Origin of the sequence: Paraburkholderia ferrariae NBRC 106233, from assembly GCF_000685035.1 — a bacterium.
GTDB classification, from domain to species: domain Bacteria; phylum Pseudomonadota; class Gammaproteobacteria; order Burkholderiales; family Burkholderiaceae; genus Paraburkholderia; species Paraburkholderia ferrariae.
In genome coordinates this window covers 41882-63540 of the sequence record NZ_BAYB01000044.1, presented here as the reverse complement: position 1 = coordinate 63540, position 21659 = coordinate 41882, and the positions used below count along the sequence as shown (strand labels likewise).

At 67.0% G+C, this 21659-nt stretch carries 25 protein-coding genes and 1 pseudogene; 16 read left to right on the top strand and 10 right to left on the bottom strand.

Annotation, left to right across the window (positions count from 1 at the left end; genetic code table 11):
- Positions 1-595 precede the first annotated feature (595 nt).
- Positions 596-1267, top strand: coding sequence for a hypothetical protein (locus BFE01S_RS41160; protein ID WP_052421055.1), 672 nt, complete (start codon positions 596-598; stop codon positions 1265-1267).
- The gene (locus BFE01S_RS32930) at positions 1239-1697 is read left to right on the top strand and encodes a DUF4279 domain-containing protein (RefSeq protein ID WP_245621254.1); all 459 of its coding nucleotides are present in this window, start codon (positions 1239-1241) and stop codon (positions 1695-1697) included. The genes BFE01S_RS41160 and BFE01S_RS32930 overlap by 29 nt, the downstream gene beginning before the upstream one ends.
- A gap of 182 nt (positions 1698-1879) precedes the next feature.
- Here BFE01S_RS32930 and BFE01S_RS46680 read toward each other — a convergent pair.
- A pseudogene (locus tag BFE01S_RS46680) lies at positions 1880-2032 on the bottom strand (helix-turn-helix domain-containing protein); the annotation flags it as partial.
- Between BFE01S_RS46680 and BFE01S_RS32925 the strand changes: the two are divergent.
- Positions 1958-2362, top strand: coding sequence for a hypothetical protein (locus BFE01S_RS32925; RefSeq protein ID WP_052421054.1), 405 nt, complete (start codon positions 1958-1960; stop codon positions 2360-2362). The pseudogene BFE01S_RS46680 and the gene BFE01S_RS32925 overlap by 75 nt on opposite strands.
- A gap of 70 nt (positions 2363-2432) precedes the next feature.
- Here BFE01S_RS32925 and BFE01S_RS32920 read toward each other — a convergent pair whose 3' ends face one another.
- The gene (locus BFE01S_RS32920; RefSeq protein ID WP_156967242.1) at positions 2433-2714 is read right to left on the bottom strand and encodes a hypothetical protein; all 282 of its coding nucleotides are present in this window, start codon (positions 2712-2714) and stop codon (positions 2433-2435) included.
- 125 nt (positions 2715-2839) lie between these two features.
- Between BFE01S_RS32920 and BFE01S_RS32915 the strand changes: the two genes are divergently transcribed.
- Positions 2840-3970 carry a VIT1/CCC1 transporter family protein gene (locus BFE01S_RS32915; protein WP_028229157.1) on the top strand — a complete coding sequence of 377 codons (1131 nt, stop codon included), beginning with the start codon at positions 2840-2842 and terminating at the stop codon, positions 3968-3970.
- Entirely contained in the window at positions 3967-4275 is a 309-nt protein-coding gene (locus BFE01S_RS32910) for a 2Fe-2S iron-sulfur cluster-binding protein (RefSeq protein WP_042339434.1), read from the top strand. Before BFE01S_RS32915 ends, BFE01S_RS32910 begins: the two co-directional genes overlap by 4 nt.
- Before the next feature lie 114 nt (positions 4276-4389).
- On the opposite strand, the gene BFE01S_RS32905 is transcribed toward BFE01S_RS32910, so the two are convergent.
- Positions 4390-4683 (bottom strand): DUF4148 domain-containing protein, encoded by a 294-nt coding sequence (locus BFE01S_RS32905; protein WP_028229155.1) that lies wholly within the window; start codon positions 4681-4683, stop codon positions 4390-4392.
- A 353-nt stretch (positions 4684-5036) separates the two neighbouring features.
- On the opposite strand from BFE01S_RS32905, the gene BFE01S_RS41150 reads away from it, so the two are divergent.
- Positions 5037-5294 carry a DUF4148 domain-containing protein gene (locus BFE01S_RS41150; protein WP_042339432.1) on the top strand — a complete coding sequence of 86 codons (258 nt, stop codon included), beginning with the start codon at positions 5037-5039 and terminating at the stop codon, positions 5292-5294.
- A 151-nt stretch (positions 5295-5445) separates the two neighbouring features.
- Here BFE01S_RS41150 and BFE01S_RS32895 read toward each other — a convergent pair whose 3' ends face one another.
- From BFE01S_RS32895 to BFE01S_RS32885, 3 genes are all read right to left on the bottom strand, one after another.
- Positions 5446-5640 (bottom strand): YqaE/Pmp3 family membrane protein, encoded by a 195-nt coding sequence (locus tag BFE01S_RS32895; protein WP_028229154.1) that lies wholly within the window; start codon positions 5638-5640, stop codon positions 5446-5448.
- A gap of 49 nt (positions 5641-5689) precedes the next feature.
- Positions 5690-5884, bottom strand: a complete 195-nt coding sequence (locus tag BFE01S_RS32890) for a DUF1653 domain-containing protein (protein ID WP_042339429.1) — start codon at positions 5882-5884, stop codon at positions 5690-5692.
- Between the two features lie 98 nt (positions 5885-5982).
- Positions 5983-6678, bottom strand: a complete 696-nt coding sequence (locus tag BFE01S_RS32885) for a TetR/AcrR family transcriptional regulator (protein WP_028229152.1) — start codon at positions 6676-6678, stop codon at positions 5983-5985.
- A gap of 64 nt (positions 6679-6742) precedes the next feature.
- On the opposite strand from BFE01S_RS32885, the gene BFE01S_RS32880 reads away from it, so the two are divergent.
- The 3 genes from BFE01S_RS32880 to BFE01S_RS32870 all read left to right on the top strand — a co-directional run bounded on the left by BFE01S_RS32880 (position 6743) and on the right by BFE01S_RS32870 (position 9114).
- On the top strand, positions 6743-7375 hold the full coding sequence (locus BFE01S_RS32880; protein WP_028229151.1) for a glutathione binding-like protein: 633 nt from the start codon (positions 6743-6745) through the stop codon (positions 7373-7375).
- Positions 7376-7560: 185 nt separating this feature from the next.
- Positions 7561-8802: an NAD(P)/FAD-dependent oxidoreductase gene (locus tag BFE01S_RS32875; RefSeq protein ID WP_028229150.1), complete on the top strand. Its 1242-nt coding sequence runs from the start codon at positions 7561-7563 to the stop codon at positions 8800-8802.
- Between the two features lie 99 nt (positions 8803-8901).
- Positions 8902-9114, top strand: a complete 213-nt coding sequence (locus BFE01S_RS32870; RefSeq protein ID WP_028229149.1) for a hypothetical protein — start codon at positions 8902-8904, stop codon at positions 9112-9114.
- Positions 9115-9153: 39 nt separating this feature from the next.
- Here the strand turns inward: BFE01S_RS32870 and BFE01S_RS32865 are convergent, their stop codons facing one another.
- On the bottom strand, positions 9154-9843 hold the full coding sequence (locus BFE01S_RS32865) for a GntR family transcriptional regulator (RefSeq protein ID WP_028229148.1): 690 nt from the start codon (positions 9841-9843) through the stop codon (positions 9154-9156).
- Between the two features lie 236 nt (positions 9844-10079).
- Between BFE01S_RS32865 and BFE01S_RS41145 the strand changes: the two genes are divergently transcribed.
- The 7 genes from BFE01S_RS41145 (at position 10080) to BFE01S_RS32830 (ending at position 17044) form a co-directional block, all read left to right on the top strand.
- Complete coding sequence (locus tag BFE01S_RS41145) at positions 10080-11336, top strand: cyanate transporter (protein WP_042339427.1); 1257 nt, start codon at positions 10080-10082, stop codon at positions 11334-11336.
- Between the two features lie 314 nt (positions 11337-11650).
- Positions 11651-12007: a hypothetical protein gene (locus BFE01S_RS32855; RefSeq protein ID WP_063834457.1), complete on the top strand. Its 357-nt coding sequence runs from the start codon at positions 11651-11653 to the stop codon at positions 12005-12007.
- Positions 12008-12352: 345 nt separating this feature from the next.
- The gene (locus BFE01S_RS32850) at positions 12353-13015 is read left to right on the top strand and encodes an NADPH-dependent FMN reductase (RefSeq protein WP_028229146.1); all 663 of its coding nucleotides are present in this window, start codon (positions 12353-12355) and stop codon (positions 13013-13015) included.
- 424 nt (positions 13016-13439) lie between these two features.
- The gene (locus tag BFE01S_RS32845; protein WP_028229145.1) at positions 13440-13655 is read left to right on the top strand and encodes a transcriptional regulator; all 216 of its coding nucleotides are present in this window, start codon (positions 13440-13442) and stop codon (positions 13653-13655) included.
- 64 nt (positions 13656-13719) lie between these two features.
- On the top strand, positions 13720-14655 hold the full coding sequence (locus BFE01S_RS32840; protein ID WP_028229144.1) for a hypothetical protein: 936 nt from the start codon (positions 13720-13722) through the stop codon (positions 14653-14655).
- Positions 14656-14682: 27 nt separating this feature from the next.
- On the top strand, positions 14683-16137 hold the full coding sequence (iaaH, locus tag BFE01S_RS32835; RefSeq protein WP_028229143.1) for an indoleacetamide hydrolase: 1455 nt from the start codon (positions 14683-14685) through the stop codon (positions 16135-16137).
- A 142-nt stretch (positions 16138-16279) separates the two neighbouring features.
- Positions 16280-17044: a CDP-diacylglycerol diphosphatase gene (locus BFE01S_RS32830; RefSeq protein ID WP_028229142.1), complete on the top strand. Its 765-nt coding sequence runs from the start codon at positions 16280-16282 to the stop codon at positions 17042-17044.
- A gap of 96 nt (positions 17045-17140) precedes the next feature.
- Here BFE01S_RS32830 and BFE01S_RS32825 read toward each other — a convergent pair whose 3' ends face one another.
- Genes BFE01S_RS32825 through BFE01S_RS32815 form a run of 3 tightly spaced genes read right to left on the bottom strand, consistent with a single transcriptional unit; the run spans position 17141 to position 21624 of the window.
- Positions 17141-19150 (bottom strand): acetyl/propionyl/methylcrotonyl-CoA carboxylase subunit alpha, encoded by a 2010-nt coding sequence (locus tag BFE01S_RS32825; RefSeq protein WP_028229141.1) that lies wholly within the window; start codon positions 19148-19150, stop codon positions 17141-17143.
- A gap of 34 nt (positions 19151-19184) precedes the next feature.
- Positions 19185-19991 carry an enoyl-CoA hydratase/isomerase family protein gene (locus tag BFE01S_RS32820; protein ID WP_028229140.1) on the bottom strand — a complete coding sequence of 269 codons (807 nt, stop codon included), beginning with the start codon at positions 19989-19991 and terminating at the stop codon, positions 19185-19187.
- A gap of 25 nt (positions 19992-20016) precedes the next feature.
- A complete protein-coding gene (locus BFE01S_RS32815) occupies positions 20017-21624 on the bottom strand; it encodes a carboxyl transferase domain-containing protein (RefSeq protein WP_028229139.1) in 1608 nt (535 codons plus the stop codon).
- Positions 21625-21659 lie beyond the last annotated feature (35 nt).

Genomic DNA, 21659 nt, shown 5'->3' with positions numbered 1-21659 from the left:
GGTGGCAGATGCCCCGGAGCCACTACCCATAACGGCGAGTGGTCCACTGCGTCACACAGCGGTTTGAGCGGCTTTCTTTGCCGCCGTGTATGGACCGCAGACATGGGTAACACTTCGGGCGAGTGATTCGCCAGGAGCCGTTCATGCCCTGGAACCCGAGAAACACCATGAACCTGCGTCTGGATGTTTCGAGTTAGTTCGAAATGCGCGAATCTTATGCAGCATCAAAGTCGGATTTACGCACCGTCTGTTAGCTATATCCCTTTCGTGGCGATGCTGCCTGGTGAGTATGTGTATCGCCAGCTTCAGGAGCTTGGCGAGCCACAGCCGTATTTCACGGACCGCTGAACGGGCACGCCAGCATGTGCGCCGCATTGGGCTAACCATCTACGGGCAACCGACCTATCAAGCCCCGCTTCGGCGGGGTTTTTCGAGATGGCGTCATGCTGCACAATCGGGTCTGGTCAATTGACGGCGAGGCGCGATGTTGTCACTTTCCCCCAAGTCTGGTCATAGCGTCCGTGAAGGACAACACGGACACTTCTTCTGGTCAGGCATTCGCAAGTCGCAGTACCTTCACATCGAGTCCCCCTGGATGTTTGACGTGGACCGGTGGTTTCATCTTGCATGGCCGCCGCGCGTACCGCGCGAAGCGCACGATGACATCGTGCGGGGCATGCAGGAAGCGCGTGCAGCGTGGCTCAAACACGCTGAATCCACGCTGCTGTCCCATCCATCGCACGAACTGCGCGGCATGCTGGGCCGAAGTGGTAACCGCTTTCACATGAAAGCGATGGACAACCGCCAGGTTGCGAAAGCCCTGTACAACGAGGTAAAGGACGGCAACCTGCTCTTTGTGCCCGAGCGGGACCCCATGCGCAAGTGTGTGGAGGCAATACGGAAACAGCGGGAAAAAGGTGCCCGACAGGCTCCTGCGGGCGCACAGGAGCCGACCGGCGCGGACGTGGCAAAGGTGCTCCATGACAACGGTCCGCGCGCGCCGCGGCACCTCAGGAATGCCCAGTCGTTCGAATATAAGCCTGACGCACCAGGCAAAGAAACCGAAGAACTTGCCGCGAGCACAAACAATCCACGCTACGCAGCCAAGATGCCTGGATACGACCAGAACACGTTTAGCGACATGCTCCACGTCTTCAAGCCGGCAAACGGTCCAGGCCCCGCCGACAACGTGATTTTTCACGATGACGGTAGCGTTGAGTTCAACGGTCAAACGCTAGATGACAATATTCACAACTATGCACCCTGACGAGAAACCTGTTGCCCCCCCTCACGCGATGGCGCATGCGACGTTCATCATATCCGGTGAATCCGTCTCTCCGCCGTTTTGGTCGGCCTACTTTAACGTCCAGCCAAATCGGGAAATTATCAAGGGACAGCCCTTTAAGCTTCCATCTGGAAAGCTGAGCCCACAGCCCGGTAAACTCGGTCTTTGGGCCGTCGAGAGCAAGGCAGCGGTGCAAAGTAGCCGTCTTGGCCCTCACTTGAACTACTTGATAGCTCGCCTTGGTTTGCCGCGCGCCGATTTGCACGAGTTGCTCGATGCGCAGGGAGCCAAGCTGGCGCTTTGGTGTTACTGGATGAACGAGTCGGGCGACCGCGTACCCGATGTACCTGACGACATTCGGGCGATGATGGAAGCGATGGGCGGTACGGTGGAGGTTGACGAGTACCGTTAGGGGACAACGCGCAATGCCGACTGGCCAGCGCTGGGAAGATTGACGGATTCACTCACGCTTCCCGCCTTCGCGCCACTCGCGCCCGGTCATGCCGGTCAGCATTTCAACCTTTGCGCGGTCGAGCGCAGCGCGATGTTCGGCGCTGGTCGGTTGCGACGTTGGGGCAGTTCGACGGGGGCGACGTGTCGGCCCTGCCACTTGTAGGCGGTCTTGGGGCTGATCCCGAAGCGCCGGCATAGCTCGCGCCGTTTGGCGCCCTCATGCGAGGCGAGTTCGACGAATCCTTGATGAATGTAGCGCGTACGCGGCCATGGATAAGTCTTCTTGGGGCGTATGTCACGCAAGAGCCATGCAGCGATATGCAAATTGCCTTAGAGGCGCAGGAATTGAGGATTGAAATGAAACGGAACCCGCGATGCGTTGTAATCGAGTATGACGAAGACGGCAACCAGCTTGAGACCTATACGGTTGACCGTAATTTCATGGCAAACATGAAATCGCGTGCGCTCGTCATGCCGTGGCCGATTGATGAAGTCGGTAAGCTTGACGACGAATTTGCGCGCAAGCTTGGCGGAACCCTCTTGCTTTTGCTGGCAACGTACCAGCCTGCACTGAAACAGCACATTAGCGTTACACAGGCGACCAGCACACCAGCCGCAGATTGACGACATCGGCAATGAAATAGCTGCCCGTTATGAGGTCAGCGAGCGCGGCGAAAGCGAAGGTCGGCGTCGCTCATGGCTTGCTAAGGTGTTCGCCTTCGCGCCACTCGCGCCCGGTCATGCCGGTCAGTATTTCAACCTTTGCGCGGTCGAGCGCAGCGCGATGTTCGGCGTTGGTCGGTTGCGACGTGGCGGGCAGTTCGACGGGGGCGACGTGTCGGCGGTTCAGTTCGGCGGCGAGCATGTCAGCGCCGACGCGCTCCAGTGATTCGCCGCGCTCACAGGCATAGCGTTCAAGGCGGGCGCCGTCTTCGCCGCCCGAATCCCAACAGGTCATACAGCCGCGTCGCGTCATGTGCCGTGCGCACCAGTTGACGCGCGGCGTCACTCACCCACAACCCACGCACACCACCGCGAAAACAAGAAACCCCCAACCCCCACCAGGTTAAGCTTCCCGAACCGCCTCCCCACCCACGCCCCATGGCCTCCGCCCAGGAACTCAAACGCTACCGCCGCCACCTCGCCGACGAACTCGACAGCGCCGCCGTCTACGACACGCTCGCCCACGCCGAGCAGGACAGCGAGCGCAGCAGAATCTTCGCGGAACTCGCCGCCTCCGAGCGCGAACACGCCCGCGTCTGGCTGGAAAAGCTCGCGGCAAACGGCGTGCATCCGCCGCCGCACCGGCGCAGCGCGAAAACCCGCCTCCTCCAGACGCTCACGCGCCTCTTCGGCGCCTCGATCGTGCTGCCCACCGTGGCCGCGACCGAATACGCGGACCGCGATCGCTACGCCCACGAGCCCGGCGCCGAAAAGCTCTCCGCGCAGGAACAGCAGCACGCGGCCACCATCCAGGCGATCGTCGCGAGCAAGGCGGTACGCGGCAAGTCCAAAGGCGAGCAGATCGCCGCTGCGGAGTCGTGGCACAAGGGCGCAACGTCGGGCAACGACTTGCGCGCCGCCGTGCTCGGCGCCAACGACGGGCTCGTCTCGAACTTCTGCCTCATCATGGGCGTGGCGGGCGCGGGCAGCAGCAACCGCACCATCCTGCTCACCGGTCTCGCGGGGCTCGTGGCCGGCGCCTGCTCGATGGCGCTCGGCGAATGGCTCTCGGTGACCAATGCGCGCGAGTTGGCGCGCACCCAGCTCGCCAGGGAAGCCGACGAACTGGAGCACACCCCCGACGCCGAGCGTCACGAGCTCGCGCTGATCTACCAGGCGAAGGGGCTCGACGCCGACGAAGCGCGCCGCGTTGCCGCGCAGATCATGAGCGACCCCGATCAGGCGCTCGACACGCTCGCGCGCGAGGAACTCGGCATCGACCCGAAGGAGCTGGGCGGCAACCCGTGGTCGGCAGCGGCAGTGTCGTTCTGTCTTTTCTCGCTTGGCGCGGTCTTCCCCGCAGCCGCGTTTCTTTGGGCGCAGGGCACACCGGCAATCGTGCAGTCGATACTGTTGAGCGCGCTCGGACTGGCGGCGGTGGGCGTCTTCACGTCGCTCTTCAACGGCCGCAGCGCGGCGTTTTCGGCATTCAGACAGATCGCGATCGGACTCGCCGCCGCGGCCTTCACCGCGGGCGCGGGGCGCTTGCTGGGGGTATCGCTTTCGTGACGACGGATCGGAACGAAACGGCTGTGCCGCACGTGCGCGTGGAACCGCTAGGTGTCACGTTCGAGGCGCCGCCGGAACTGACACTGCTCGAAGCAGCGGGATTTGCAGGCATACGCCTGCCGCGCATGTGCCGCAACGGCACCTGCCGCACCTGCCTGTGCCGCGTGGTAAGCGGAGAGGTACGCTTTACGATCGAATGGCCGGGACTCAGCCGCGAAGAAAAGGCGGAGGGCTACGTGCTCACCTGCGTCGCCATCGCGCAGACCGATCTCGTGCTCGACGTGCCGGATGCATCGGTCTCCTGACAAATCTTTCGACTGCGATTCAGGCACGCTTCAAGCACTTTTCGAGCGCAAAAAACGAAAAGCCCGCAGCATGCGCCGCGGGCTTCGACTACGCCATGCGTCCTGGCTATGGGCTCAGGACCCGCCGAAGTACACGGTGTACGGACCCCGGCGCGCGGCTTCCGACACGTAACCCGCGCCGGCCATCGACGAGGTGCTGCTGACACCGCCGAACGAGCCATCGCTTTGCACGGCCGGGACGCTTACGGCTTCGCCGCCGGCGGCCTGGTTGCGGCTCGTCTGCTGGAATTCGACCAGTTGTGCGCGCACCTGATCGCGCGTGAGACCCTGGTCCGCGGACTGGGCAAATGCAGCGACAGGCGCGGCGAGGGCAACCGCCAGAGCGGCGGCATAGGCGAGCGATTTCATGTGTGACCTCCGGATTGTTCGAGTTGCCTGCGACCCTACTGCGCGACGGCTCGCAAGCGGTGACTCGATTCTAGGCAAGCGCTCTGGCCGGATATATGCCGATGTCGGCGAATTCCCATTGCTTGTTTCGTAATAATCCGCGGCGCCCTGGAGCCGCCATTTCCTCCTCGGCGCCCTTCCTTCTGATCGTTCCCCATCTTTTTGTATGAATAATCGGGGTGTGACTGTTGTCGCCAGGAGAATAGTGAATTCGCTTTTTAGGTATTTACCCTAATCTGGAAAACGCTTACATTGGCGACATGGGCAAGACCTTACGGGTCACGCCCCCTAAACAAGATATTGGAGGTTACGTCATGAAGTCGCTTCTCAAGGCAGCCCTGGTGGCCGCCGTTCTCGCCGTCCCGGTCGCGTCGTTTGCCCAATCGCAGCAACCCGTTACCCGCGCCGAAGTCAAGGCTGACCTCGCGCAACTGCGCGCCGCCGGCTACGATCCGAGCGACTGGATGCACTACCCCGACAACATTCAGGCCGCCGAAGCCAAGGTCGCAGCCGAAAAGGCCGCGACGGGCTACGGCCCCTCGACCAGCGGCACGTCGCAATCGGGTCAGTAAGCGCTAACGCGCGTCAGTACCGGCTCGGAGCCGGGCGCACCGAAGCGCATTGAATGAATCAGGCCCGCCCCTCGCAAGAGGGGCGGGCCTGATGCGTTTCAGGTGGCGCAACTGCCTCAACGCGCCGCGTGGGGCGCGGCGAGGCGACGCTTCAGAAGCGCTTGCCGAGCGCCTGGTCGATCTTGCGGTCGGTCTGATACTGGCTGAGCGCATACACGGCCCAGATCGCGGCGGGAATCCAGCCGAGCAGCGTGATCTGCAGGATCAGGCAGATGATGCCCGCGACGGGCCGGCCGATCGTGAAAAACAGCAGCCATGGCAGGAGGAGCGCAATCAGAAGACGCATAGTCGGTTCGACCTCAGTAGGGCAGGAAAAATGAAGCGGGGTTCGGGCATCAGTTGACGGGCGCGAAACGCGGCACGAGTGCGCCCTCGTGCTCGACGAGTTCGAAGAACACCGAGGCGGGCCGCGTCCAGATCGTGCCGTTCGCGGCACGGTACACGATCATCGTGACCGAAGGATCGGATTCGAGGGTCGCCTCGCACACCAGTTCGTACATGCCGCCCTTGTAGTGCCGATACCGCACCATTGCGTTCCCCTCGTGGACAGCGCAAGCGAAACGTTGCGCAACCCCGCTAGTTTAGCAATGGATGGATCGTGCAGCCCACCGGTTCCGTGGGCGTCACGTCATGCGCGGCGCGCGGGCGTACGGGCCTTCGCGGGCGTGGGCGTGGCCGTGGGCGCCGCCGCGCCGGACCCCTGGGCGCCGCAGATCAGCGCGATGCCGGCGGCCGCGGTTGCGCGCAGCACGGCGCGCGAGTCGCCGGCGCGCGCGCGCAGCGCGGTACTATGCAGCAGCGCCGAAGCCACGCGCGACAGCATCGCCGGGTCCGCTTCGGGCGGCAGTTCCCCGTGCTCCACACCGTAACGCAGGCGCCGCTCGAATGCCTTGTCGAAGCTGCGCAGCCCCGCCCCCAGGCGCTCGCGCACGGCCTCGTCGTTGACGGCTTCCACCGCCGCAGTCCCGATCAGCAAACACCCGCGCGCCGCTTCGCCCGCGGGCTGATACCACCGGAGCGCCTCGTCGAAGACGCGCATCAGGGCGTCCGGCAGCGGCAGCGCGTTGTCCAGCATCGCCTCCATGGCGGCGCGGCCCGCTTCCACGTAGTGCTCGACCGTCTGCAGATACAGCGCGTGCTTGTCGCCGAACGCGCCGTAGAGGCTCGGGCGGTTCATGCCCGTGGCGGCGCTCAGGTCGTCGAGCGAGGTGCCCGCATAGCCGCTGCGCCAGAAAGTGTCGCGCACCTGGGCGAGCGCGGTGGCGGGATCGTAGGCGCGCGGCCGCCCGCGCGGACGGCTATCCTTTTTTGTACCAGATTGCATAGAAATATTGGTCGAGCGATGTTTTGTTCAATATAGTACAAAACTCACATGGAGGAAGATCACGATGGAACTCTACTTTGCCCCGCTCGCCTGCTCGCTCGCCACGCGCATCGCGCTCTACGAGGCCGGCGCGAACGCACGCTACGTGCAGGTCGACACCCAGTCGAAGCAGATGGCCGAGGGCGGCAGCTTCTATTCGGTCAATGCGCTCGGCCAGGTGCCCGTGCTGCGCGAGGACGACGGCTGGCAACTCACCGAAAACACGGCCGTGCTGCCCTACGTGGCCGACCGCTACCCCGAGGCACGGCTCGCGCCGCCCGCGGGCACGCGCGAGCGCGCGCAGATGCAGCAGTGGCTTGGCTTCATCGGCACGGAGTTGCACAAGGCGGTGTTCCTTCCGCTGCTCACGCCGGAGACCAGCGCGGCCGTGAAGGACTACGCGCGCAGCAACGTCGCCTTGCGCTTCGAGGTGCTCGAACGGCATCTGGAAGGCCGCACTTATCTGCTCGACGCTTTCAGCGTGGCCGACGCCTATCTCTTCGTGATACTGAACTGGGCGCCGCACGTGCAGATCGATCTCGCCGCGTGGCCGGCCATAGCGGCCTATGGGCAGCGGCTGCACGAACGTCCCGCCGTTGCGAAAGCGTTGCGCGACGAGCTCGATCTCTTCATGCGCGAACGCGCGAAACGCACCTGAAAGCCGGGCATCGAAAGCGACGCACGAGGCTCGTGCGCTTGCGAAGCGCGCGCGTGGTAGTTACAGTTTGAGGCGCCCGCCGCGCGCCCGGCCGTCGGCTTCTGCCGACACGGTATGCGCGGCGGCCCGATGCCGTTGCCTGCGCAACGGTGTGCCCACCTCGAACTGCGCGAGAGCGCGAGCCTATGGATTTCGACGTCATCGTTCTGGGAGCCGGCATTGTCGGCGTGAGTGCGGCGCTGCATCTGCAGGATCGCGGACGCCGCGTCGCGCTCGTGGACCGGCGCGGCCCCGGCGAGGAAACGAGCTACGGCAACGCGGGGCTCATCGAGCGCTCGTCGGTCGTGCCCTACGGTTTTCCGCGCGACGTCGGCACGCTGCTGCGCTACGCGCGCAACCGCTCGACCGACCTCTACTGGGACTATCGCGCGCTGCCTTCGTACGCCACGTGGCTGGCGCGCTTCTGGTGGGAGTCGTCGCCGCTGCGGCACGCCGCGGCCGCGCGCGACATGCTGCCGCTCATCGAACGCAGTGTCGCCGAACACGACGCGCTCGTTGCGCGAGCCGGCGCAGCCGCGCTCGTGCGCGCGAGCGGCTGGCTGCAGGCGTATCACAGCGGACCGCGTTTCGAGCGCGAAGCGGCGCGGGCGCAGCGCTCGGCGCGCGAGCACGGCCTGAGCGTGACGGTGCTCGACGCAGCCGCGCTGCGCGAGCGCGAGCCGAGTCTCGGGCCAGGCTTTGCCGGGGCGCTGCACTGGCTCGATCCAAAGACCGTCGCCAATCCGGGGGCGCTGGTCGCACGCTACGCGCAGCTCTTCGCGCGCGAAGGCGGCACGCTCGTCGCAGGCAACGCCACGACCCTGCACCGCGAGCGCGACGCCTGGACCGTGGACACCGCGCACGGCCCTCTCTCGGCGCGCGAGGCGGTGGTGGCGCTCGGGCCGTGGTCGGACACGGTGTTCGAGCCGCTCGGCTATCGCATCCCCCTGCGCGCGAAGCGCGGCTATCACATGCACTACCGGCCCGAACGGGGCACGCTCACGGCACCGGTCGTGGACAGCGAACTCGGCTATGCCATCGCCCCCATGGAGCAGGGCGTGCGGCTCACGACGGGCGTGGAGATCGCACGGCGCGGCACGCCGCCCACGGGCGTGCAACTCGCGCGCGTGGAAGCCGTGGCCAGGCCGATCTTCGGACTGGGCGAGCGCGTCGATCCCGCGCCCTGGCTCGGCATGCGGCCCTGTACGCCGGACATGCGCCCCGTGATCGGCCCGGCGCCGCGTCATCCGGGCCTGTGGTTCAGCTTCGGCCACAACCATCACGGCCTCACGCTCGGCCCCGTCACGGGCCGGCTGCTCGCCGAGATGATGACCGGCACGCCCACGTTCACCGATCCGCATCCATGGCGCGCGGAACGCTTCGGCTAAGCGGCCCGCCGTTTTTCGCCGGCGATTTTTGGTGAAGTAGCAAGGGCAATTTTGTCGTGCGATAACGGCGTAATCGCAATACCTGCTGGAGCCCACGCGATGGCCACGCTCGAAGCCTTCCGCGCCGTTCTCGACGACCGGCATACGCCCGAAATCATCCGCAATCACATCATCGATTCGCTGCAGTACGCGCTGCGCAATCACGGCCAGGTGTTCGCTTCGAAGGAAGTGGAGTGGCTCGCGACCTGGGATGACGCGCGCATTCCGCTTGCCGCCTCGAAGGAGTTGCGCAAGCGCTGCGAGCAGGTGTAGCCGCGCGCCGGAACGCGTGAGCGCCGGACCGCCGGCCGCCTAAACCTCAGCGAACACGGCCTTCAGGTCGCGGCCTGCCCGCATGCGCACCTGCCGAACCACCCGTTCTTCCAGCTCGGCCAGGTGCCGGCGCATGGCGTCGAGCGCCGCAGCGGGATCGCCTTCGCCCAGCGCCGCGATGATCTGCTCGTGCTCGTCGGGCGCGCAAAGCGAGCCTTTCGACGGATCGAACAACGCCTTGTAGAGCTCGGTCTTCGCCACGAGCGGCGCCAGCGCCGCCACGAGCGCCTCCCCGCCCGCGAGCCCCGTCAGCAGCAGATGAAACTGCCCGGCGAGCCGCACCGCGTCGTCCACCCGTCCTTCCTTGAACGCCTTGCGCTCGCTGCGCACGTGCGCGGCGAGACGGCGACGCCCCGCGGCATCCAGCGCACCGCCGAGGCTCACCATCACCCCCGCCTCCACCACCTGGCGCGCGCGATAGACCGCACGCACGTCCTCCTCCGAAGGCGACGGCACGAATGCGCCGCGATTGGGCGCAAGCACGAGCTTGCCCTCGTGGCCCAGGCGCACGAGCACCTTGCGCAATGCGCCGCGCGTGCACCCGAATGCGGCGGCGAGTTCGCGCTCCACCAGTTGCTGCCCCGGTGCGAGCTTGCCCTGCAACAGCGCGGACGAGATCGACGCGTACACGAGTGCCTCGATATCGGCGGGCTCGCCCGCTTGCGGCATGAGCGGGAAATCCTGGGAATCCCGGGAGTCGGCAGGACGGGAAGGATGGGCCATAAAAGCGTGCGCAATAGCAGGATCAGGCTGGCATTGTAGCGACGCACGCACCGCGACGAAACACGTGCCGCTGCGCTTCGACGTACATCGGCCGTATGCCGGGCATAGCAAAATGGTTGACCCTATGGTCAACCGGGATTTGATATCATGGTTAACCATTTTGCCACACAAAGGTTGACCGAGTGACGCCCCGCTCCACCCCGACAGCCGCCGCCAGCAAGGCGGCCACCTTCGCCTGGTACGCGACCATCGTCGCGATCGGCCTCAATCTGCGACCGCTGCTCACCTCGCTGAGCCCGCTCATGACCACCATCCGCGCGGCAACGGGACTCAGCTTTTCGGGCGCGGCGCTGCTCACCAGCCTGCCCGTCGTTGCGATGGGGCTGGGCGCGTTCGGCACCGGCTGGCTCGCCAGCCGCATCGGCGAAACGCGCGGCGTGGCGCTCGGGCTCGTGGCCATCGCCGCGGCCTGCGGTGCGCGCGCCGTCGCCTCGAGCGGGGCGACCCTCATGCTGACCGCCGCCGTGGCCGGCGCGGGCGTCGCCGCCATTCAGGCGCTGCTGCCCGCCGTCATGAAGCAGCGCTTCGCGCAGCACGTGCCGCTGGCGATGGGGCTCTTTTCGGCGTCGATCATGGGCGGCGGAGGCCTTGGCGCCAGCATCAGCCCCTGGGTCGCGCACCTTGGCGCGTCGTGGCATGCGGGGCTGGCCGTGTGGGCGCTTCCCGCGCTCGTGGCGCTCGCGGTGTGGGCGGCGCTCAATCGCCGCGCAGGCGCGCATGCGGGCTCCGGCGCAACGCGTGCGGGCGCGCCTGCCGCGCTTCACGTTCCCCTCTGGCGCAAGCGCCGCGCGTGGTCGCTCGGCCTGCACTTCGGGCTCGTCAACGGCGGCTATACGAGCCTTGTGGCCTGGCTGCCCGCGTACTACCAGCAGCACGGCGCGAGCGTGGCGGCCAGCGGCTCCCTGCTGGCCGCCATGACCGTCTTCCAGGCCGTGAGCGCCCTGCTGCTGCCGCTCGCGGCGGCGGCGTTCACCGACCGGCGGCCGTGGCTGGTGGCCGGCCTCTGCGCACAGTGGATCGGCGTGGTTGGCCTCGCGGTGCGGCCCGAGGCGGCCCCGCTCCTGTGGGTGGCCGCCGCGGGCGCGGGCCTCGGCGGCACGTTTTCGGTCACGCTCGTCACCGCGCTCGACCATTGCGCCGATCACCGCGTGGCGGCGCGGCTCGTGGCGTTCGTGCAGGGCGTGGGCTTCGTGATCGCCGCACTCGCCCCGCTCGTGGCCGGCCGCGTGCGCGACCTGACCGGCAGCTTCACCGCCGCCTGGGTCCTGCTCGCCATCTCCATTACCGCGATGATCGCGCTCACGCTCGCGTTCTCTCCGCGCAGCTATGGGCGCTGGCTCGGTCTGCACGCGAAAGCGCTGGAGGGCCAGAACGCCTGATCCGCCGTCGCATTCCAGGACCGTTCGCGGCCCGTTCCCGGCCCGTGCTCTGCGCGCTCGCCGCGGGGCCTCCACATCCTCCGTCTCTGTCTGGCAAGACACTGCGCGCGCCGGGGCAAGCCCGTCCAGGCGTTCGCGCAACAGCGACACGCCGGCGCGCCCCAATCGTTTGCAATCGCTGCTGTATGAATGTACAGTGCGTGCAGCCTGCCGGCCTTTCACCGGGCCGTGCCGGGAGCGCCGCAAGGCACGCGCCATCGGGCTCGCCGCCCGCAGCCTCAGGCCGGAAGGGATATCAGAACGGAGAAGTCGACGTGCGATTCATCTTGGCGGGGACGTTGCTGTGCGTCCTCGCGTCCACCGCGCTCGCCGGGGAACACTACATCGAGATCTGGAATCCGCCGGAAGCCCGCGCACCGGCGCTGCGCCCAGGTGCGAGCGGCAAGAGGACGCCCGGGCACCACGGCGCGAAACACAAGCTGGCTTCCACCGACCGGCCGCCCACGCGCCGCGTCGCCGAACCCGCCCTGCGCGCACCTGCGCCCGTCATCGCGCCGGCCACGCCCGGGAGCAAGGCATCGCCCCCCAACCGTATTCCCGAGATCCCGCCGCAGATCGGCCCGGACGGCAATATCCTGCAAGTGAACTACCGCGTGCCGGCCGCACACTGAGCCGCGGCGCCGGCGCGCCAGCACCGTCTTCCGGAAAAAAAGCGGCCCCGTCACCGTGAGGTGCGGGGCCGAATCCCATGTCAAGGAGATGTCATGGAGGAGACGGCTTCATCATAGCCAGCCCCCCTCCTCGCGCCCAACCAATGGTTTCGTATATCCATATGGTGCGCTGCCCCTCGTTGCCCGGTAACTCGGCATTGCAAGACGCATATCGGACCGCATATATCGTTAGAACAAAAAGTCGGTTCGTGCCGCCTGGCGCGCTGGCTAAGATGGCGAATCAGCCCTGATTTTTCCGGTGCAAGGCTCACCTGGCACCGAGCCCCGCTATCGAAGGAGCCCCCCTTGAGCATTTCCGATACGCAACGCCGCCCGCTCGTCGTCGGCATCGGCGGCACGACGCGCGCCGCTTCCTCGACCGAACGCGCGCTCGGCTTCGCCCTGCGCGGCGCGGAGCAAGCCGGCGCCCGCACCCGCCTGTTCGGCGGCACCTTCCTGCACAGCCTGCCGCACTATGCGCCCGAAGGCGGCACGCTCACCGACGAGCAGAACGAACTGATCGAAGCCGTGCGCGCGGCGGACGCCGTCATCATCGCGACGCCGGGCTATCACGGCGGCGTCTCGGGCCTCGTGAAGAACGCGCTCGACACGCTCGAAGAGCTGCGCGCCGATTCGCGCCCCTACCTCGACGGCCGCGCCGTGGGCTGCATCGTAACGGCCTACGGCTGGCAGGCCGCCGGCTCCGTGCTCACTTCGCTGCGCTCGATCGTGCACGCGCTGCGCGGCTGGCCGACGCCGTTCGGCGCGGGCATCAACACGCTCGAAACGCGCTTCGAAAGCGCGCAGCATTGCTCGGATTCCAAGGTGGTCGATCAGCTTGCGACGGTGGGCCAGCAAGCGGCGCAATTCGCGCTGGCCTTCAATTCGCAGCACTTCGCCACGAGCGCGCCGGTGGCCAGCGCCGCGAACGAGGTGCGCAGCGAAAAGCGGCTCAGCCTCGCGGTTTGAACGTGATCTGAGCGTGGTTCAGGCCGCTTTCAACGCGGCTTGACGCAGGCCCTTGCGGCCCGGCGGTCTTGCACACGGCGCGGCACCTGCCGCGCCGTTACAGTTATCGATCGCGGCGGCAATCCGCTCCTGCCGCCGCGAGACGCCCCCCTCGCCAACCAACGTCCGCCAGCGCACACACCTCACGCGCCGCGCGAACCCGCTCGTGCGCCATCCCACAGACGCTTTCCGGCCCGGAGTCCACATTGACTCCGGACACGCCCCTCACACCATCGCGCTCGCTCTGCTGACGGTTCCTGGCCACCGGTGATTTGCTTGCGACGAAAGATTGGTTCCGCTCGCGCGCGCCTGCCCCTAACCTTGGTCCTGCCCGCGCCGCCTTCTCATGGCGCGCCACCGCAAGACCCGCAGAGATTCCGACGCCATGAACGCATCCATCCGCTACAAGGGCTACGACGTCGCCACGGCGGCTCAACAGCAGCCCAACGGCCTCTACGCAGCGAATCTGACGATCGGCCAGAAGCCCGGCCACGTCCATTCGTTCGACGCGCTCGACTACTTCTTCGACGAAGAGCTCGCACTGGCCTATGCCTTCCGCTGGGCCCGCATGTGGATCGACGAGCAACGGCGCTGCGCGTGACCCAGCAAGTTTCCTTACGGTTGTGACAGAATAGGAGCCACATCACCGAAAACGATCACGCTCCATGTCCGACACCCTGACGCATCCGGACGAAGGCGCATCCTTCGCCGCCGACCAGGACGCCGCGCTGCGCCACTGGACCTACGACACGCCAGGGCCTGTCAGGATCGGATCGGACGAACATCGCCAGATGTTCTGCAAGATGCTGCTCGAAACGCACGATCCGTATCGCCCCGCAGTGCTCGACTGGCCGAAGCTCGAGCCCGACGCGCTGAAGCGCCTCACCTCGCTGCCCATCTGGAACATCGCCGTGCAGACCGAGGGCCGCGCCTCGATCCGCGTGCAGACCTACGCCGAAACCGTACGTGACCCGCTGCTGCGCGCCGCGCTCGAAATGGACGCGGGCGAAGAAGCGCGCCACAAGGTCGTGCTCTCGCATCTCGTGGCGGCCTACGGCATCGAACTCGCGCCCGAGCCCGCCTACCCGCCCCCGCCGAAACCCGAATGGGCCTGGATGTTCACCGGCTACAGCGAATGCATCGACAGCTTCTTCGCGTTCGGCCTGTTCCGCTCCGCGCAACGCTCGGGCTACTTCCCGGCCGCACTCGTCGAAACCTTCGAACCCGTGATCCAGGAAGAAGCGCGCCATATCCTCTTCTTCGTGAACTGGGTGGCGTGGTATCGCAAGACCATGCCGTGGTGGCGCCGGCCCTGGCACTCGGTGCGCGTGGCCGGGATCTGGTTCATGCTGGTGTGGGAGCGGCTCGCGATCGCGCGCGGCATCGACGCGAACGGCGTGGCGCACGACTCGAACTTCCTGCCGGCGAACCGCGAAACGATCGGCGCCGCGCTCGAACCGCGCGAGATGCTGGAACTGTGCCTGAAGGAAAACGACCAACGGATGAGCGGCTACGACGCGCGCCTCCTGCGCCCCACGTTCGTGCCCGCGCTGGCGCGCTTCGCGCTGCGCTTCATGAAACGCAGCAACAAACGCGCTTGAGGAAACCGGCATGAGGAGAACGGCAGCATGACCTGGACTGTCGACAAGCAGGTCGCACTCACCTCGACACAAGCCGTCGAGGCGATCCACGCCGGCCGGCTGAAAGCCGCGGACTACGTGGCGACCCTGATCGCGCGCGCCCATGCGCTTTCGAACCTGAACGCGCTCACGGTGCTCGACGTGGAAGGCGCGCTTGCCGCGGCGCGGCGCATCGATTCGCTCGGCCCGAACGAGCGCGCGCGCCTGCCGCTCGCGGGGCTGCCCGTCGTGGTGAAGGACAACATCAACACGCGCGGCCTGCAGACGGCGGCGGCCACGCCCGCGCTCGAAGGCTTCGTGCCGGCGCGGCACGCGCCATCGGTGCAGCGGCTCGTCGATGCGGGCGCCGTGGTGCTCGGCAAGGCCAACATGCACGAACTGGCCTTTGGCATCACCAGCACCAACCTGAACCCGAACGCCGGACCCGTACGCAATCCTTACGATCCGGAACGGATCCCCGGCGGCTCGTCGGGCGGCACCGCCGCCGCGATTGCCGCGCGCATCGTGCCTGCGGGGCTCGGCACCGATACCGGCGGCTCCACGCGCATTCCGGCCGCGCTGTGCGGCATCGTGGGCCTGCGCCCCTCGGTGGGCGACGGCGGCACGCACCGGCGCTATCACGACCCGCAGGCCGTGGTGCCGATCAGCCACACGCGCGACACCGTGGGGCCGATGGCGCGCACCGTAGCCGACGTCGCGCTGCTCGACGGCGTCATCACGGGGCACGGGCCGCTCGCGCAGGCGGCCGTTGCGAACCTGCGCATCGGGCTGCCGGCGCCGCTCTGGGAAGGGCTCGAAGCGGCCCTCGAAGACGTGATGCACGAAGCCAGGGCGAAGCTCGAAGCGGCAGGCGTGACGCTCGTGCCCGTGGAAATGACCGAACTGCTGACGATCAACGACCGCGTGAGCCTCGCAATCGCGCTGCACGAGCCGATCGACGATCTGCAGGCGTGGCTCGCGGCGAACCAGGCGCCTGTGCGGACCGTCGCCGAAGTGGCGGCGCGCATTGCGAGCCCCGACGTGCGCGCGGCCTACGACGCCATCCTCGCCGACCAGATGGGCGCCGACTATCCCACGGTGCTCGCCGTCTGGCGCCCGCGCCTGCAGCAGCTTTACGCGCAGACGTTCTCCGCGTGCGGGCTCGATGCGCTGATGTTCCCGACCACGCGCCTTGCCGCCGTTCCTATCGACGAACTCAACGGCTCCTCGCGCGTTTCGATCGACGGCGCGGCGCTCATCGACGAAATGGGCGCCTACCTGCGCAATACCGACCCCGGCAGCAACGCCGGCATTCCCGGTCTCGCGCTGCCCGCCGGGCTCGCATACGGGCGGCTGCCGGTGGGGCTGGAACTGGACGGCCCGCTCGGCAGCGACCGGCGGCTGCTCGCCATCGGGCTCGCATTCGAGCAGATACTCGGGACGCTGCCCGCACCGGTGATCTGATCTGTGCAGCGCGGTCGCTGCTGCGTGCCTTTCACGCGAGCGCCGCGCGCTTTCCGCTACACTCCCCGCTGCATGTCCGCAGCGCCGCGCCGGTAGGTCGGCGCGACCGCGGCGGCGCCCCCCTCCACTTCGCGGCACACCCATGCGCCCCATCGCCCTGCTCCGCACGCTCCTCCTCGCGCTTTGCGCCGCTGTGCTCCTCGACGCCGCAGGCTGCGTGCATCTCTCCACGCTCGATTCGAACGGCCTATGGAAAGTGGTAGGCGGCCAGTGCGTGCCCAACCAGCGCGATCAGGGCACGCCCGCGCCCTGCACGACGGTCGATTTCCAGAAACGCTACGCAGTGCTCAAGGATATTGCGGGCCGTGCGCAATATCTGCTGATCCCCACCGACCGCGTGTCCGGCATCGAGAGTCCGGAAATCCTCTATGGCGGCGCACCCGAATACTGGGTGGGCGCGTGGGACGCAGGACGCTACGTCGATGCGAAGCTCGGCACGCGTCTTGCCGCCAACCAGCTTGGGCTGGAGATCAACTCTTCCACGCAGCGCTCGCAGAATCAACTGCATATCCACGTGGACTGCATGCGCACCGATATCACCGAAGCCCTCGCGCCGCATCGTAGCGACACGCCAGGCCAGTGGCGCCCGGCAACGCTCGACGGCAAACGCTACCGCGTGATGCGCGTGACGAGCCTGAGCGACAAGGACAACCCGTTCCGCGTGGTCTACCACAGCCTCGCGCCGCAGCAGACCATGGATGCGCAGACGATCCTCGTCACGGGTGCCGGTCCCGATGCGCAGCGCGATGGCTGGCTCGTCGTCAACAGCGCGCGCGATACGGAAGGCGGCACGGGTACGGCCGAGGGGCTGCTCGATCACGCCTGCGGCGTCGCCCGGGCACAGTAGCATTTACGCCGGTACGGCCAGCGCGTAAAAAAGGGCGTTCCGCTTGCGCGAAACGCCCCACAGGGTACGCCTCTCACGAATTCGCCGGGCTATTCCTCAGCCCGCTTCCAGCACCAGCAGTTGTGCGCCGTCCGCCACCTGGTCGCCCACGCCGTAAAGCACTGCGGTCACCTTACCAGCAGTCGGTGCGCCGATCGTGTGCTCCATCTTCATCGCTTCCATGACGATGAGCGGCGCGCCCTTCTCCACCACCGCACCCGGCTCCACCAGCACGGCGATCACCTTGCCGGGCATCGGCGCGGTCAGGCGCCCTTCGCCGTGTTCCGTATCCGCCGCATGGGCCAGCAGGTTCTGCCATTCGAGCGCCACGGCGGTGCCGAGGCAAAACACATGGAATACATCGCCGTCGATGAATACGCGGCCCGTGACACGCGTGTCGCCAATCGTCGCGCCGTATTCGTTTGCTCCGGCACCGTGCCACCAGGAATAGCGCTCCACGCGGCCCGCGCAGGCGAGTGTCTGCGCGTCCCCGTCCTGCGAGAACGTTGCCGAAAACGCAGTATCGGTGTCCACATCGCGCCAGCCGAGCGACTGCGTGTAGCCGCCGTTCAGGCGCCAGTGCGCAAGCGCAGACCAGGGCGACGCCCCGCGCGCATCGCTTGCCTCGCGCGCATAGAGCGCCCCGCAGGCCAGCGCCAGCGCCTCGCGAACCGGCTTGGGCTGCGGCGCGAACAGCGCGTCGTGATGACGCTCGATCAAGCCCGTGTCGAGATCGGCGCTCGCAAACGGCTCGCAGGTCACGAGGCGGTGCAGGAATTCGACGTTCGTGTGCGGCCCCACCACCTCGCACGCTTCGAGCGCGCGCTGCATGCGGGCGAGCGCGTCTTCGCGGGTGGCGCCGTGCACGATCAGCTTGGCGATCATCGGGTCGTAGAACGGCGTGATGGTGTCGCCTTCGCGCACGCCGCTGTCGATGCGCACCGGCGCACGCTGCGCCGCTGAGCCGATGGTGAATTCCACGCCTTCCGGCATGCGCAAATGCTTGAGCGTGCCCGTGGAAGGCAGGAAGCCGCGCGACGGATTTTCGGCGTAGATCCGCGCTTCGAGCGCATGCCCCTGTACGGCGAGTTGCGACTGTTCGAGCGGCAGCGGCTCGCCGGCCGCCACACGCAACTGCCATTCGACGAGATCGAGGCCCGTGACCATCTCCGTGACCGGATGCTCGACCTGCAGGCGCGTATTCATCTCCATGAAGTAAAAGTCGGCGCCCGTCATGATGAATTCGACCGTGCCCGCGCCCACGTACTGCACCGCGCGCGCCGCCGCCACGGCGGATTCGCCCATCGCGCGGCGCACCTCGTCGGACAGACCCGGCGCCGGTGCTTCTTCCAGCACCTTCTGGTGACGGCGCTGTACGGAACAGTCGCGGTCGAACAGATAGACCGCGCCACCCAGCTTGTCGGCAAACACCTGCACTTCGACGTGGCGCGGACGCGTCAGATACTTTTCGATCAGCACGCGGTCGTTGCCGAAGCTGCTCGCCGCCTCGCGCTTGCACGAAGCCAGCGCGGCCGCGAAGTCCTCGCTGCGCTCGACCACGCGCATGCCCTTGCCGCCGCCGCCCGCGCTCGCCTTGAGCAGCACCGGGTAGCCCATCGCGTCGGCCTCGCGCTGCAGGAGCGCCGGGTCCTGGTCGTCGCCGTGGTAGCCCGGCACGAGCGGCACCGCTGCCGCGTGCATCAGCGCCTTGGCCGCAGCCTTCGAGCCCATGGCGGCAATCGCGCCCACCGGCGGCCCGATGAAGACAATGCCGGCCGCTTCGCAGGCCTGCGCAAAATCTTCGTTCTCCGAAAGAAATCCGTAGCCCGGATGAATCGCTTCGGCGCCTGTCGCGCGCGCCGCCGCGATAATGCGCTCGATACGCAGATAGCTCTGCGCGGCGGCCGCCTCGCCGATATGTACGGCTTCGTCGCACGCGGCCACGTGCTTCGCATTGGCGTCGGCGTCCGAATAGACGGCCACGCTCTTCACGCCGAGCCGGCGGCAGGTGGCCGCGACGCGGCACGCAATCTCGCCCCGGTTGGCGATCAGGATCTTGTTGAACATGAGGGTCTCGCTGTCGTTCGGGTTCGATCGCAGGTTAGCTGGCAGCCGCCTGGCTGCGCCAGCCCGGCGTGCGCTTTTCGAGGAACGACGAAACGCCGTCGCGCCCCTCGGCGCTTGCGCGAATGCGCGCAATGCGCAGGGCCGTGTCCTCGATCAGAGCGTGGTCGATTGTCTGGCCCGCTACGTCCTGCACGAGCTGCTTGCACTCGCGCACGGCATTCGGGCTGTTGGCCGCGAGCGTTTGTGCGATGCGCGCCACGCTGGCGTCCAGTTCCTCGGCGCTCACGGCTTCGCTCACGAGGCCGAGGCGCTGCGCGCTCGCGCAATCGAAGACCTCTGCCGTCACGAAGTAGCGGCGCGACGCCTGCTCGCCGAGCGCGCGGATCACGTACGGCGCGATCGTCGCGGGCATGAGACCGAGGCGCGCTTCGGAGAGGCAGAAGTTCGCCGTCTGCGCGGCCACCACGATATCGGCCGTGCACACGAGGCCCATGCCGCCCGCGTAGGCGTCGCCGTGCACGCGCGCGATCACCGGTTTCGGGCAGCGGTAGACGGCCGACAGCATGGCCGCGAGACGCATGGCGTCGGCGCGGTTCTCCTCGTCGGAATAGCCCGCCATCTTGCGCATCCAGTTCAGGTCCGCGCCCGCGCAGAATGCCTTGCCGCTGCCGGCCAGCACGATCGCGCGCACGTCGTCGCGTGCGCCGAGTGCGGTGAACGCGGCCGTCACGTCGGCGATCATCGTTTCGTTGAATGCGTTGCGCACGTCGGGCCGGTTGAGCGTGACGGTGGCCACGTGGCCCGTCACGTCCACGAGCAGGGTTTCGTATTGCGTCGTCATGTTCTCCTCCACACAGGCTGCGCGCTTACATGCGGAACACGCCGAAGCGCGTGTCCCCGATCGGCGCGTTCATCGCCGCGGAAAGGCCCAGGCCGAGCACGTCGCGCGTTTGCGCCGGATCGATCACGCCGTCGTCCCACAGGCGCGCGCTGGCATAGTACGGATGGCCCTGGCGTTCGTACTGGTCGCGAATCGGCTGCTTGAACGCGTCCTCTTCTTCCGCGCTCCACGTGCCGCCCCGGGCCTCGATACCGTCGCGGCGCACCGTCGCGAGCACCGAAGCGGCCTGCTCGCCGCCCATCACCGAAATGCGCGCGTTCGGCCACATCCACAGGAAGCGCGGCGAGTACGCACGGCCGCACATGCCGTAGTTGCCTGCCCCGAACGAGCCGCCGATGATCACCGTGAACTTCGGCACCTTCGCCGTAGCCACGGCCGTCACCATCTTCGCGCCGTTGCGCGCGATGCCTTCATTTTCGTACTTGCGGCCCACCATGAAGCCCGTGATGTTCTGCAGGAACACGAGCGGAATCTTGCGCTGGCAGCACAGTTCGATGAAGTGCGCGCCCTTGAGCGCCGACTCCGAGAACAGGATGCCGTTGTTCGCGACGATCCCCACCGGGTGGCCCCAGATGTGCGCGAAGCCCGTGACGAGCGTGGTGCCGTAGCGCGCCTTGAATTCGTCGAACGCCGAATCGTCGACGATGCGCGCGATCACTTCGCGCACGTCGAAGGGCTTGCGCGTATCCGCGGGAATCACGCCGTAAAGGCTCTTCGCGTCGTAGCGCGGCGGCAGCGGCTCGCGCAGCGCAACAGGCGGCGTTTTCGTGCGGTTCAGGTTGCCCACGATGCTGCGCGCAATCGCGAGCGCATGCGGATCGTTCTGCGCGAGATGATCGGCCACGCCCGAAAGGCGCGTGTGCACGTCGCCACCGCCCAGGTCTTCGGCGCTCACTTCCTCGCCCGTTGCGGCTTTCACGAGCGGCGGCCCGCCGAGGAAAATCGTGCCCTGGTTCTTCACGATGATCGACTCGTCGCTCATGGCGGGCACATACGCACCGCCCGCCGTGCACGAACCCATCACCACGGCGATCTGCGGAATGCCCTCGGCGGAGAGATTCGCCTGGTTGTAGAAAATGCGGCCGAAGTGATCGCGGTCCGGGAACACCTCGTCCTGGTTGGGCAGGTTCGCGCCGCCCGAATCGACGAGGTATACGCACGGCAGTTGGTTCTCCTGCGCAATTTCCTGCGCGCGCACGTGCTTCTTCACCGTCACGGGATAGTACGTACCGCCCTTCACCGTGGCGTCGTTGCAGACGATCACGCACTCCTGGCCCGCAATGCGGCCGATGCCCGTGATGACGCCGGCGCCCGGTGCGTCGTCGTTGTACATGCCGTAAGCCGCGAGCTGCGAGAACTCGAGGAACGGCGTACCCGGGTCGAGCAGTTGCGCGATGCGGTCGCGCGGCAGCAGCTTGCCGCGCGAAACATGCTTGTCGCGCGCGGCCTCGCCGCCGCCCAGCGAGAGCTTCTGGATCTTCTCGCGCAGGTCCGCCACCAGCGCTTCCAGCGCGGCAGCGTTGGCCTTGAAGTCGTCCGAGCGCGGATTGAGCTTCGATTCGATGATCGGCATCGCGTACTTCCTTTCGTGACCGTGACGGGCGGCGT

Bases quoted from the DNA above. Each gene is read 5' to 3' on its own strand.
- BFE01S_RS32815 (WP_028229139.1), bottom strand. From the start codon at position 21,624: ATGCCGATCATCGAATCGAAGCTCAATCCGCGCTCGGACGACTTCAAG.
- BFE01S_RS32865 (WP_028229148.1), bottom strand. From the start codon at position 9,843: ATGCCGCAAGCGGGCGAGCCCGCCGATATCGAGGCACTCGTGTACGCG.
- BFE01S_RS32845 (WP_028229145.1), top strand. From the start codon at position 13,440: ATGAACGCATCCATCCGCTACAAGGGCTACGACGTCGCCACGGCGGCT.
- BFE01S_RS32885 (WP_028229152.1), bottom strand. From the start codon at position 6,678: ATGCAATCTGGTACAAAAAAGGATAGCCGTCCGCGCGGGCGGCCGCGC.
- BFE01S_RS41150 (WP_042339432.1), top strand. From the start codon at position 5,037: ATGAAGTCGCTTCTCAAGGCAGCCCTGGTGGCCGCCGTTCTCGCCGTC.
- BFE01S_RS32880 (WP_028229151.1), top strand. From the start codon at position 6,743: ATGGAACTCTACTTTGCCCCGCTCGCCTGCTCGCTCGCCACGCGCATC.
- BFE01S_RS32895 (WP_028229154.1), bottom strand. From the start codon at position 5,640: ATGCGTCTTCTGATTGCGCTCCTCCTGCCATGGCTGCTGTTTTTCACG.
- BFE01S_RS41160 (WP_052421055.1), top strand. From the start codon at position 596: ATGTTTGACGTGGACCGGTGGTTTCATCTTGCATGGCCGCCGCGCGTA.
- BFE01S_RS32820 (WP_028229140.1), bottom strand. From the start codon at position 19,991: ATGACGACGCAATACGAAACCCTGCTCGTGGACGTGACGGGCCACGTG.
- BFE01S_RS32870 (WP_028229149.1), top strand. From the start codon at position 8,902: ATGGCCACGCTCGAAGCCTTCCGCGCCGTTCTCGACGACCGGCATACG.
- BFE01S_RS32920 (WP_156967242.1), bottom strand. From the start codon at position 2,714: ATGACGCGACGCGGCTGTATGACCTGTTGGGATTCGGGCGGCGAAGAC.
- BFE01S_RS32825 (WP_028229141.1), bottom strand. From the start codon at position 19,150: ATGTTCAACAAGATCCTGATCGCCAACCGGGGCGAGATTGCGTGCCGC.
- iaaH (WP_028229143.1), top strand. From the start codon at position 14,683: ATGACCTGGACTGTCGACAAGCAGGTCGCACTCACCTCGACACAAGCC.
- BFE01S_RS32890 (WP_042339429.1), bottom strand. From the start codon at position 5,884: ATGGTGCGGTATCGGCACTACAAGGGCGGCATGTACGAACTGGTGTGC.
- BFE01S_RS32905 (WP_028229155.1), bottom strand. From the start codon at position 4,683: ATGAAATCGCTCGCCTATGCCGCCGCTCTGGCGGTTGCCCTCGCCGCG.
- BFE01S_RS32875 (WP_028229150.1), top strand. From the start codon at position 7,561: ATGGATTTCGACGTCATCGTTCTGGGAGCCGGCATTGTCGGCGTGAGT.
- BFE01S_RS32925 (WP_052421054.1), top strand. From the start codon at position 1,958: ATGCGAGGCGAGTTCGACGAATCCTTGATGAATGTAGCGCGTACGCGG.
- BFE01S_RS32840 (WP_028229144.1), top strand. From the start codon at position 13,720: ATGTCCGACACCCTGACGCATCCGGACGAAGGCGCATCCTTCGCCGCC.
- BFE01S_RS32930 (WP_245621254.1), top strand. From the start codon at position 1,239: ATGACAATATTCACAACTATGCACCCTGACGAGAAACCTGTTGCCCCC.
- BFE01S_RS32915 (WP_028229157.1), top strand. From the start codon at position 2,840: ATGGCCTCCGCCCAGGAACTCAAACGCTACCGCCGCCACCTCGCCGAC.
- BFE01S_RS32830 (WP_028229142.1), top strand. From the start codon at position 16,280: ATGCGCCCCATCGCCCTGCTCCGCACGCTCCTCCTCGCGCTTTGCGCC.